The organism is Paenibacillus sp. FSL F4-0097 (assembly GCF_038593125.1).
GTDB lineage: Bacteria > Bacillota > Bacilli > Paenibacillales > Paenibacillaceae > Paenibacillus_AQ > Paenibacillus_AQ odorifer.
Genome location: NZ_CP151965.1, coordinates 2,254,997 through 2,267,292, shown reverse-complemented (window position 1 = coordinate 2,267,292; position 12,296 = coordinate 2,254,997). Strand labels below are relative to the sequence as shown.

The window sequence follows — 12,296 nt, the reverse complement described above, 5'->3', positions numbered from 1 at the left end:
CTCCCACAAAATATCAATAAACGCCTTCTTCTCCCATTTTCTTGGATAATTTATTCACCATCATCACCATTACAAAGCCTACAATCGATTTAAAGAATCCAATAGCTGTACTGTAACTAAACTGCCCTTGTCTCAAACCAGCAGTATATACATACGTATCGATAATTTCCGCAACTTCTCGATTCATGGAGTTAAGTAGCAGATATACATGTTCAAATCCAAGATCAAGAACGGAACCAATTTTCAGAATAAATAATGTAATAATTACGCCTCTAATCGCTGGAAGAGTGATATGCCAGACTTGTCTAAGTCTTCCAGCTCCGTCCATACGCGATGCTTCATAAAGCCCTGGGTCAATCGCAGCTATGGAAGCTAGATAAATAATCGTTCCCCAACCTGCTTCTCTCCAAATCACCTGAATAATATACATGGGCCTGAACCACCCTGGATTAAGCAGGAAATTGATTGGTTCAAAGCCAAAATAGACAAGCAGCTCGTTGATAATCCCTCCATCCATCGTGACCATTACATAAGAAATGGAGACGATGATAACCAATGACAGAAAATGGGGCAAATAGAAGATCGTCTGAAAGGTTCTTTTGAAAAAGCTGCCTTGAAGTTCATTTAACATCAGGGCAAGAATAATCGGCATCGGGAAATAGATAAGAATATTTAATCCGAAAAGAATAAGTGTGTTCACTAATATATTTAAGAAATCCGGCTCTGTGAACAACCTGCTGAAATGCTTCATCCCTACCCAATCACTACCGTTGATCCCTTGATAGGGTTTGTAATCCTGAAATGAGATAATTAATCCGTACATTGGAAGATATTTAAAAATCAGAAAATACAGTACTCCCGGAGTTAGCATGACGTAGAGCCATTTATTTCTCCACAGCCGCTTTTTCAGTTCGCTGCTGCTTTTATAAATTTCAGGCTTAGGATTCATTTGAGGAGCTGAGCTGGGCTGTGCGGTGACTTCCTGCATGATATTCTTCCTTTCTCCTTCTTTATTCAAACACGATATTTCTGAACCCAGTGAGGAATAGAAAAGGTTGTTGAAACAAGATCAACAACCTTTTCAGCTACAATTTGTCGCTTAACTATTCCAGTACGGGTTACTATTTTTTGTATAACGCGTTGTATTCTTCAATAATCTTATCTCCACCACGGCTCTTCCAGTTCTCTACTTCCTTCTCAAATCCAGCCTTGTCAATCTGACCATAAATATATTTATAGGTTGCATCTGTAATAATCTGTTGAAGCTCTACGCCTTTTTCTGTATAGGTAGCCGAATCCATAGCAGCTGTTGGATCCGCTACACCAACTTTGACATTCTCAAGAACCAATTGATCTGCATGAATTCTTCCTGGCAGCGTGTTATAGTTTTCGTACATTCCATTGGTTTCAGCTTCGCCGATAACGCTGTCCTTATATCCCTTTACTTCACGTTCAATCAATTCTTTGTCGTCTGCAGCTTTCGCTTTACCGTCTTCAACGGTATAGTGAGTACCTTCAATTCCCCAATACATCAAATTAGCTACTTCTGGAGTCATCATTTGATCAAAGAAAGCAAGAATCTTCTTCAGCTCTGCCTCATCCTTGACAGCAGATTTCGGGAACAAGACAACATTGTTATAGCCTGGAATCATCCATTGAGCATATTTTCCATCTGGACTTGCAACCATACTATGCGCATCCAAAACAGCGTCAGGGTTATTCTTAATAGTATCTTTATTGAGGGAATCAATATCTTGCATGGAGCCCCCAATATAGAGTCCACCCTTTCCAGCCTTAAACATATTTACTGCATCCGTTTTACTGGTGGCAGCGAAATCTTGATTAATGTATCCGCCATCACGAGCTTTTTTGAAAAAATCCATTGTGTCGAAATATTCATCGAAGGTAAATTCAGGCGCTAATTTGCCATCCTTCTCACCCCAGGTATTCGGTGTTCCGAACCAAGACGAAACAGTTTTGAAAGCTCCATAGGTCAACTCATTACGGTCAATAATACCGGTAGTATCTTTCTTTCCATTACCGTCTGGATCTTGTTCTGTGAAGGCTTTAGCCATTTCAAATAATTCATCTACATTAGCTGGTGCAGCAAGTCCTAATTTATCTGCCCAGTCTTTGCGGTAAATGATCCCTTGGCGTGCAAGTGGACGCCCGATATATAGGGTATAAAGCTTGTCATCTACTTTCGTGTTATTAAGAATTTCTGGTTTCAGTTTGCTCAAATTCGGAAATTCGCTTAATAGTGGACCGATTTCCCAGAATTGTCCGTCTTTTATCGCTTCTTTCATCTGAATGAAGGTTGTCTGATTCTTCAAATATGTTACTTGCGGCAATGAACCCGTTGCAAAAGATGAATTCAGTTTTTCTTCATAAGTATCAGCCGGAAAAAATTGATAAGTCAGCTTCGTGTTGGTCAATTTCTCTAGTTCATTCTTAATCGTATCAGGCGGAGTCTCTGATGTATTCAATGGAAGCATGATTTTAATTTCTGTAGGTTCCTCTTTAGGTGCTTCAGTCTCTTCCACCTTCGTAGTGTTCTCTGCACTTGTAGTTGGGGCTGCTGCTTCTTCTTTGTTATTGTTGTTACCACCGCATCCAGCTAACAATGTGCTGAATGTTAACAGTGCTGTTAACAACATGGTGAAGGATTTCTTCTTCATACCATTTTGACCTCCATAATTTGTATTGGTTACGAGTTCCACGTTACATCGTCGGCAAGGTTACGAAAACAATCATTTCCCCATAACGGCGCGTTCTGAAAGGGATCTGAGCAAATGATTATCGTGATATCGCAGCACAAAAAAATCCACCGCATTATCCGCAGTGGATCAAAACCTTTTTAACCTATTTACTTTTCTGTCCCAAACTCAGCCTCAGCATATTCCTTAATAATAAGATTGCCTCCACGAGCTCTCCATTTCTCAACCTCTTGCTGGAATCCCTCGACGGTAATATTACCTAATATATAGTTATATGTAGCATCCACAATGATTGTAGATAACTCCATATTCTTCTCATCAAAAGTAGATGAGCTCAGAGAAACTGTCGGGTCATCGACCAGAAAAGATTCATTATCTTTACTCAGCTGATCTGCTAGAGAGGTTAATTGCTCCTTCTGAGCCACTTCCATAATGTTTTTATTACTAATGTCCGCGATCATTAAAGCATATAGCGGATTCACTTCCTGTACCCGCAGTTGTGAGGTTTCCTCGGGAAGGATAATCTTGCCGCCTTCAAGCTTATAATGCCGCCCCTCAAAGCCATACATCATTATATTGGCTACATCTTTATCCATGGTCCGATCAAAAAATCCAAGCACCTGCCGAAGCTCCTCCTCTGTGGCAATGGACTTTTTGGAAAAGAGATACAGTCCGTTGTAATTGGGGATAGACCACACTTTATATCCATCAGGCCCCCCGATACGATTGATCAGGGTAAGTTCAGCCTTTGGATTGTATGCTTGAGCTTCAATTGACAACCGCTGCACATCAGTCATGCTGCCAATAAACACACCAGCGATTCCGTTAATGAATTTATCGCGTTGAACCTCTTTACTGGTAAGAGCAAAGTCCTGATTTATGATTTTTTCATCATATAATTTCTTCATAAAATTCATTGTGTTCATATACTCCGCTGTTACGAATTCCGGAACAAATTGATGATTCTCTAGCTTCCAATTATTTGGTGTGTCAAAATAAGAGCTTAGTGTCTTAAATACACCATAAACAAGATCATTACGATCGACTAATCCAAGGGTATCTTGTTTGCCATTCTGATCCGGATCGTTATATGTAAATTGCCTCATTACTTCATATAGATCATCTAAGGTCTGTGGATTGCTTAAATGAAGATTGTCCAGCCAATCCTTACGTATAATGACACCCTGTCTGGAGGAAGGGCGTTCTGTATATAGGCCGTAGATCTTTCCATCTACAGCGGTCTGTTTAAGAATAGCGGGGTCCAGTGCTTTAAGATTGGGGAACTCCTGAAGATATGGGCCGATCTCCCAAAATGCTTCAGAACGGATGGCGTTTTTCACCAGATTATAATCTGAGAACTTCACAAAGGTGACTTTTCCTAAGGAATTAGTGGTCAACGCCGTGTTCATTTTATCGGTATAAACACCCTCAGGCACCCACGTGATATCAAGCTCCACCCCTGTTAATCTTTCAATCTCAGCTATAATCTTTTTTGAAGGCTGCTGTGGAAAATGAAGGGGTGCCAAGATGGAGATGTTCGGGCGAGCTTCTTGCAGTACAGAAGCAGCTGACTTTCCATCACTGCAAGCGCTTAACATAGGGAAAACAAGCATGAAAAATAAGCAGAAACAAAACGTTGCCCTTCTACACAAAAATTGTCTGAACATTTCTACAGCCTCCTAAGGTATTGTAAGGATTTTCACCCTACAGCTTGAAGAATTTCCATTTTGTAGTCATAATTAGGATTAATGATTATTGCAGAACGAGATGATTATTGTTATTTTCCACCAGGTTTCATACACTAAGAACAAGTGTCTACTTCTACATAAGTAAAGGTGCTGAGCCCCGTGAGACCATTAAGCTTTTTAAGTAAATTAACGATTTTTGCCTTTGTAATTAGCACGTTGCCGGTGATATTCATCGGTTCTTTTTCCTATTTCACATCATCTAATGAGATCCAAAAGAACGTAAACAACAGTAAAATGGAACTTATATTACAAATCACCTCAAATGTAGAACATAAGTTAACAACTGTCAATCAAACATTAAACCAAGTGATCAACTCTAGTGTATTAAAAAAAGCACTAAATAACCCTTTAAATGAAACCGATTTTATTTTATATAATGATTTAAGAAACGAAATCCGCAATATGCAATCCTTCGATACGAAACTGGAGGATGTCATCCTGCTCAATCAGCAGCAGAACTGGATGATCAAAAATTCAGGCGTCTACCGTCTGAATGAATACAAAAACCACGCGCAACTCTCTAATCTAATGAATATAGCTGACGATACTTCATGGATTTTGAATCCGTCGTCCTTATTTTATAGCGAGGAGAGCATTAACGTCACTGGCTGCAATTACAGCATTAGTCTTATCAAAAAGCTTCCCACCAATAAGCTGCAAAAATATGGGCTTGCCCTAGCTAATATTCCGGTCTGCAGTCTTCAGGATTTCATTAATTCAGATGTGCAGCCACTCGATGACATTATCGTTTTGGATCAAGCTGGCCGCTTCCTGCTCCATCCGGATACCAGCTTAATCGGAAAACCTAAAGAGCAAGGCGGATTTAAAGAAGTCCCTTTAATCTCTGATCCTTCTAAACCATCCGGACAGTTCAAGACTGTGATCAATAAAAAGAATTACTCCGTCACTTTCATGCGTTCTCAGTTAAATGGCTGGGTTTATCTATCGGTTACTTCTATGGAAAGCTTGACGAAGGAGTCCAATAAAATCGGGATGTTTACGATAATCGTGTGCACCATTATGCTCTTGTTCTCCATTCTTCTGGCATGGATCGGTTCCAGGCGTATGTACACCCCTATCGAAAGACTGCTTAATCAGATGGGCCAACGCAAACCGGATATTAAATCGAGACATCGCAATGAATTTCAGATTATAGGAGAAAAAGTTCATTCTTTGTTCCAATCCAAATCACAGCTGGAAAAAGAAGTCCGGCAACACTTTCAGCAGGTGCGAACGTTTTTTCTGATCAATGCCTTCCACGGAAATGTTAAGAAACGTGATTTGCTCGAAGAATTAGGGCAATTCGGCTACCAAACACAACTTGAAGAATGGAAAACCATGGCAGTAATTACGTTGTCTATTGATTATGCCGAGGATTCCAGCTATGAGAAAAAAGATCTCAGCCTCTTATTGTTCGCTGCCCACAATATGATCGAAGAGTTAATCTGTCCTGAACAACGGCTGGCTCCTGTAATCATGGACCATGCGGTAGTCGTATTATTGGGCAGTCCAGACTGCGATACCCAGTCTTTTCATAAGACACTGTATTCGTTAACGGAGAAGCTGCAGCAAGAAATAAATAATTATCTAAAGGTGCAGGTGAGTATTGGGCTGAGCCTTCCCTTCAACGCCTTCGATAAACTAGCCATCGCCTACAGAGAAGGTCTAGAAGCACTGAAACATCGCATTAAGCTTGGCAAAGGCGTTATTATTCAATATGAGAACATTAACTCCGGCAAACATTATCTGAACTTGAACTACCCTACGCATAAAGAAAACGATCTAATGGATGCTATCAAGCTGGCTGAAACGGATAAAGCCAAGGAACTGATTCATTTGCTTTTTAAATCTATTTTTGCCCTTGAGCTTTCACCACAGGAATATCAAATCCCGTTGACCCGCTTACTCAATAACTTGCTCATTATGATGCAGGAATCGGGCATTAGCTTAAATCAGATCTATCATGCTAATGGCTCTATTTTTGAGGAATTGCATGACCTTCATACTGTGGCTGAGATTGAGGATTGGTTCTGGAGCATGGTCATTTACCCGATGATCAAAATTTTTATCAGCAGGCAAAATGCCCAATACCAAAACATCTCTGAGAAAATCATTGATCTGATCCAACATGAATATGATACAGATCTAACCTTGGAAGAATGCGCTTCTCGGCTGCATTACAACGCCAACTATATCAGCAGTGTCTTCCGTAAGGAGACCCAATACTATTTCAGCGAATATTTAACGATGTACCGATTTAAAATGGCGAAAAAATGGCTGCAGGAAACCGATATGCCGATCAAAGATATTGCAGCCAAATTAAGATACAACAATTCTCAGAATTTCATTCGATCTTTCCGTAAACAGGAAGGGATGACCCCTGGACAGTACCGGGATAACAATACAGGCACTAAATCCAAACCAACATTTGACGAATCTATGTAAAAATCACAAAATAATCGTTCAAGGTCGAATCTAAAAAAAAAGAGTCTCTCTTTTTTTCGGAAAATATGTTAACGTGTGCATATAACCATTTAGGGAGGAATTTGAACGCAATGTTGAACTTTCGACTAAATACTAACCGTGTAGAACAAGATGAGATTTCTCAGGAAACCTCACTACTCACCCTCTATCCGCTCGAGACGGATCAACCCCGTCCATTTATATTGGTATTGCCTGGTGGAGGATATCAGCACTTAGCCAAACATGAAGGAGAACCTGTGGCTCAATGGCTAAACAATCTAGGTATTCATGCAGGTGTACTAGATTATCAGGTCGGAGACTTCAACGTCTCTTCTTTGTTAAATGATGTTGAGGAAGCTCTCAAATGGATTAGGGAAGCACCCAAAGCTTGGAATGTGATCTCAGACAAAGTAGGGATGATTGGATTCTCGGCTGGAGGACACTTAGCTTCCATCTTTTCTACCACTAGAGCAGAGAAACCAAATCTTCTTCTGTTAGGTTATCCTGTAATCACTTTCCAAGAGTCCCATTCGCATAAGGGAAGCCGGCTACATTTTCTTGGAGACGACCCATCACAAGCGGAGCTTGACTCCTTTTCCTCAGAAGCCCAGGTGGATTCACTCACACCTCCAACCTTTATCTGGACAACAGCAAACGATGCCAGCGTTCCCGTGGAGAATAGTCTGTTGTTCGCCTCTGCCCTGTCTAATCAGGGAATTCCTTTTGAATTACATATCTTTGAAGAAGGGCGGCATGGTTTAGGGCTTGCTAAAGAACACCCTCATTGCCAGCAATGGCTTTCCCTTGCTGAGAACTGGCTAAGGGAACATCAATACGTTAAAGGAGCAGAAGGCCTTATGAGACAACAACTATTTATTGCAGGCGATTCCACTGCGGCTATTAAAGGCGCTGGAGAAAAACCTATGACTGGCTGGGGAGAATACCTGCAAAGTTATTTTGGGACTTCTATTCAAATCCAGAATCGTGCAATTAATGGTCGAAGCACCAAATCGTTCATAACAGACGGCCGCCTGGATGCCATCAAAAAAGACTTTCAACCCGGCGACTACCTGTTTATTCAATTTGGACATAACGATGAGAAAAAAGATGATCCATTACGTTACACCGATCCTGAAACTGAATATCGCCACAATCTAATTCAATATATAGATGCAGCTCGGCAGCTAGGGGGGACTCCGATTCTGTTAACCTCTGTAAGTCGCCGCCGCTTTAACGCCGATGGAGAGCTTGACCCGTTGGCTGTAGGCGCTTATCCCGAGGTAATGAGACAAGTGGCTGAAGAAACGCACACTCCGCTACTTGATATTTTCACAGCCTCGCAAGCACTCTATCGTTCATTAGGCGAAGAAGAATCCAAGAAGTTATTCATGCACTTGCCAGAGAAAACACATCCCAATTACCCCAATGGAGTTACGGATGATACTCATTTCTCGGATGAAGGTGCCCAGCAAATTGCTAAACTTGTGGTTCAAGCACTTAAACAAAATACAGCCTCCCCTATATCAAACTTACAACAACTTTTATAAGGAGTGATCACAGATGTCTATAATTAAAGAAGTTATTACAGAGTACTATCGTATCCCTTTGCCAGAAATCATGGAGGATGCTAAACACGGCTTGCATACTCATTTTGAAGTACCCATTGTCAAAATTAGAACGGATGACGGTCGTGAAGGTGTAGGTTATACCTATACTGGCGGATTTGGCGGCAAAGCGATCTGTTCACTAATTGCTAATGAATTAACACATATTTTAGTTGGCAAAGACGCCAGCTGTGTGGAAAGTATCTGGGAGCAGATGAACTGGGGAATACATTATGTTGCTCGCGGGGGTCTGGCTAGCTTCGCCATTGCGGCATGTGACATTGCGTTATGGGATTTACGTGCGAAGAAAGCAGATGAACCTCTCTACAAACTTCTGGGTGGCGCAAGCAATGAGGTCAAATGTTATGGTGGAGCGATTGATTTGAATTTCCCATTAGAAAAGCTCCTGCGCAACAATCAAAAATACTTAGATATGGGCCTCCAGGCTGTCAAAATTAAACTAGGCCAAAAAACATTAGCTGAAGATGTGGAACGAGTGGCTGCGGTACGCCAATTGGTCGGCCCGGATGTAGCCTTTATGGTCGATGCCAATATGAGCTGGAGTGTGGAAAAAGCGATAAAAGCCGCACGTGAATTTTTGAAATATGACATTCTTTTCTTAGAAGAACCAACGATTCCGGAGGATTATGCCGGCTATGCACGGATTGCTGAAGAAACAGGAATGGCCGTTGCAGGCGGAGAGAACTTGCGCACATTAACCGAATTCCATCACATGCTGCAATATGGTCATGTTGATTTCCCTCAACCTGATGCTTCCAATATAGGCGGAATTACGGGCTGGTTAAAGGTAGCTCACTTAACACAAGCCTATAACCTTTCCGTTTCCACACATGGGATGCAGGAATTACACGTTAGTTTGTTAGCAGCTATGCCAAATGCAGGTTATCTCGAAATGCATAGCTTCCCTATCGATCAATACACTACACGTCCGCTAGTGATTAACAAAGACAATGGGATGGCAGTAGCGCCTGAAGTAACGGGCACTGGCGTTACCTTTGACTGGGACAAATTAGCACCTCACAAACAACAATACTAATAGGAGCGATCGATCATATGAGCATTCCCCTTCATCTAGGTGTTCGAGCACATGATTTCACACAAGTTCCATTGCAAGAGTTAATTGAGAAGATTAAGTCCTATCATTTCACTCATATCCAGTTTGCACTTAAGAAATCTTTTCCTGATAGTGCCCCTAGTCTGACGGCTATAAGCCCTGGAACAGCCAGCTATTATGGCAATGCCTTTAGGCAGGCAGGTATTCAGATTGCGGTTCTGGGCTGCTATGTAAACATTGTAGATACCGATCCTCACAAACGGGCACAAGCGTTAGCCGCGTTTAATACCCATCTGCGCTTGGCCAGAGATTTTGGCGCTAGTCTGGTAGGTACGGAAACCGGAAGTGTGGGACTTGGGTATACCACAGATAATTTTACAGAAGAAGCCTTCCAAGAGGTGGTGACATCAGTTAAGGCCATGGTGGCGGAGGCCGAACGTTTTGGTGTGACGGTAGGAATCGAAGCAGGACTTCATCATCCGCTGTACACCGCGCCCTTAACCCGCCGACTTCTGGATGAAGTCCCTTCTAACAATCTTCAGGTCATATTGGATTGCGCAAATCTAATGTCACCTACAAATTACTTGCATCAAGAAGCTATTATTATGGAGGCTTTGAAGCTTTTAGGAAATCGAATTGCTATCATTCATTTAAAAGACTTTATCGTCCAAGATGGAGCTATAAAAATTGTCCCTGTAGGTCAAGGGTGGCTAGAGTTTGAGCCGATTCTTCGTTATATGAAATATGAACGTCCTCATATTCAAGGAATCCTGGAAAGCACTCCTGAGTCACATTTAGGAGAAAGCATTACCTTTTTGCAACAGTTATACGAATCCCTGTAGGGCTTCATCCCATTAAAACTAATAAATCCACTGCACACCTCTTTACCTTACTTGGTGCAGTGGATTTTTATATTCTGTTTAACATCCGTTTGACCTCCATCAAATAATCGCCTGTTATGATCAGGGCATCAAGAGTATCTGGGAGGGGTTCCATGCGTCTTGCTTTATTCACGGACACATTTCTTCCGCAAACCAACGGAGTTTCACGTACGCTTCAACGATTAACCACTCATTTGAAAGGGCGTGGTATTGAACATCTGCTTTTCTCACCGAAATCTGCTCCTGAAGACAGTTATGCCGATCCCATACGTCCCATTACCAGCATCCCCTTTTTCTTATACCCCGAATGTAGACTCGCACTGCCCAATATGTCCTCTATCCAATCAGAGCTGAAAGCTTTTCGTCCCGATCTGCTTCATATGGCAACTCCGTTCAATATCGGTCTCTGCGGCCTTCGTTATGCGCGAAAACATGACTTGCCCCATGTCGCCTCATACCATACCCATTTTGACCGCTATCTTGAATATTACCGGATGAAAAAAATCGCTCCGCTCTATTGGAAATACATGAAGTGGTTCCACCGCTCCTGCGACGCCACCTTTGCACCATCCTACGAAACCCTCGATTCCCTCCAAGCTCAAGGCTTTCATCGCCTGAAGCTGTGGTCCAGAGGCATCGACTGCCAGCAGTACACCCCCAAAAAACGCAGCCATGAGGTCCGTGAGCGCTACGGAATTACCGCACCGTTACTGCTTCTATATGTGGGAAGGATCGCCCCTGAAAAAGATATAAACACCCTTGCTCTCGCCATGCAGCAATTACCCGAATCTATGCAATCTCAGGTTCATTGGCTGGTCGTAGGGGACGGCCCCCTTCTGCCGGAAATGCGGGCACAGGCGCCCCATAATGTCACGTTTACAGGCTATAAACATGGTGATGAGCTTGCCCAATTATATGCCTCAGCAGATCTGTTCGTCTTCCCTTCCAGTACGGAAACCTTCGGTAATGTTGTCCTTGAGGCTATGGCCTCAGGACTGCCTGTCCTCGCAGTAAATGAAGGTGGAGTGAAGGATCTGGTCACACCCGGCCGCACAGGAATGATTGTCGAGTCCCGCTGCCCGGATGCTTTTATTCGTGAGATTTGTGCATGTATAGAGCACCCTCAAAAGCTAGCTGCTATGGGACATGAAGGTCGACAGCTGGCACTCGGCCGCTCTTGGGAGAATATTTTTGATGGACTCATCCGCGATTATGAAGAGATCATTGAGAATAGACGTTATGATCTTATACCGGCTTTACTACCATTAATATAATAATGACGATAGTAAGCACATGAACCGCCGCTTCTAGGGGAGCGATCTTGTTCATAGCGGTAGTGTAACCCTCAGGGATTTCCTCCCCTTCGCTGGTCATTACGAGCTGGGTTAGCTTTTTCAATCGGGGCTCAACCATTCCAATAATAATCACTTCGATCACGATAAAAAATAATAACGACAGATTTAACCACAACACCGACAAGCCCATTTTATCTATGATCATTAACAAAATACCTGTAACGATCAGGGTGATCCCACCTGTCTTAGGGAATCTGTTTATTTTCTTCATAAGACCAAATACAAAACGAAGCTGACTGCCTGTCTTGGCTGAGCTTGTCAGTATTGGCAGCACAAAAGCTGGTCCAATTCCCACTATGGATGCTATAACATGTATAACTACCACAAGCTTTGAGATCATATGCGTCAAATCCATATTTACAATCCCCCCTATCATTCGTTGTTTAGATTCATATGAGGCTGATAGGAGAATTAGTCTTGCAGATCCTTTAAATCTTAGATAATCTTAAAAAA

9 protein-coding genes are annotated in these 12,296 nt (G+C 42.2%); 5 read left to right on the top strand and 4 right to left on the bottom strand.

The annotated features are described in order from the left end of the window. Positions 1-13: 13 nt before the first annotated feature. From MHH86_RS10030 to MHH86_RS10020, 3 genes are all read right to left on the bottom strand, one after another. The gene (locus tag MHH86_RS10030) at positions 14-988 is read right to left on the bottom strand and encodes a sugar ABC transporter permease (RefSeq protein WP_036679252.1); all 975 of its coding nucleotides are present in this window, start codon (positions 986-988) and stop codon (positions 14-16) included. 133 nt (positions 989-1,121) lie between these two features. After that, entirely contained in the window at positions 1,122-2,678 is a 1,557-nt protein-coding gene (locus MHH86_RS10025; protein ID WP_036679248.1) for an extracellular solute-binding protein, read from the bottom strand. Between the two features lie 188 nt (positions 2,679-2,866). Further along, positions 2,867-4,384 carry an extracellular solute-binding protein gene (locus MHH86_RS10020; RefSeq protein ID WP_111503311.1) on the bottom strand — a complete coding sequence of 506 codons (1,518 nt, stop codon included), beginning with the start codon at positions 4,382-4,384 and terminating at the stop codon, positions 2,867-2,869. Between the two features lie 180 nt (positions 4,385-4,564). On the opposite strand from MHH86_RS10020, the gene MHH86_RS10015 reads away from it, so the two are divergent. From MHH86_RS10015 to MHH86_RS09995, 5 genes are all read left to right on the top strand, one after another. Then, positions 4,565-6,910: an AraC family transcriptional regulator gene (locus MHH86_RS10015; RefSeq protein ID WP_342479709.1), complete on the top strand. Its 2,346-nt coding sequence runs from the start codon at positions 4,565-4,567 to the stop codon at positions 6,908-6,910. Positions 6,911-7,020: 110 nt separating this feature from the next. Then, a complete protein-coding gene (locus MHH86_RS10010; RefSeq protein ID WP_076179090.1) occupies positions 7,021-8,475 on the top strand; it encodes a GDSL-type esterase/lipase family protein in 1,455 nt (484 codons plus the stop codon). 13 nt (positions 8,476-8,488) lie between these two features. Next, a complete protein-coding gene (locus tag MHH86_RS10005; protein ID WP_038569729.1) occupies positions 8,489-9,589 on the top strand; it encodes a mandelate racemase/muconate lactonizing enzyme family protein in 1,101 nt (366 codons plus the stop codon). 17 nt (positions 9,590-9,606) lie between these two features. After that, positions 9,607-10,449 carry a sugar phosphate isomerase/epimerase gene (locus MHH86_RS10000; protein ID WP_076107527.1) on the top strand — a complete coding sequence of 281 codons (843 nt, stop codon included), beginning with the start codon at positions 9,607-9,609 and terminating at the stop codon, positions 10,447-10,449. A 152-nt stretch (positions 10,450-10,601) separates the two neighbouring features. Continuing rightward, positions 10,602-11,762 (top strand): glycosyltransferase family 1 protein, encoded by a 1,161-nt coding sequence (locus MHH86_RS09995; RefSeq protein ID WP_076179087.1) that lies wholly within the window; start codon positions 10,602-10,604, stop codon positions 11,760-11,762. Here MHH86_RS09995 and MHH86_RS09990 read toward each other — a convergent pair. After that, positions 11,734-12,198, bottom strand: coding sequence for a DUF2269 family protein (locus tag MHH86_RS09990; RefSeq protein WP_256717040.1), 465 nt, complete (start codon positions 12,196-12,198; stop codon positions 11,734-11,736). The genes MHH86_RS09995 and MHH86_RS09990 overlap by 29 nt on opposite strands. Positions 12,199-12,296: the final 98 nt, after the last annotated feature.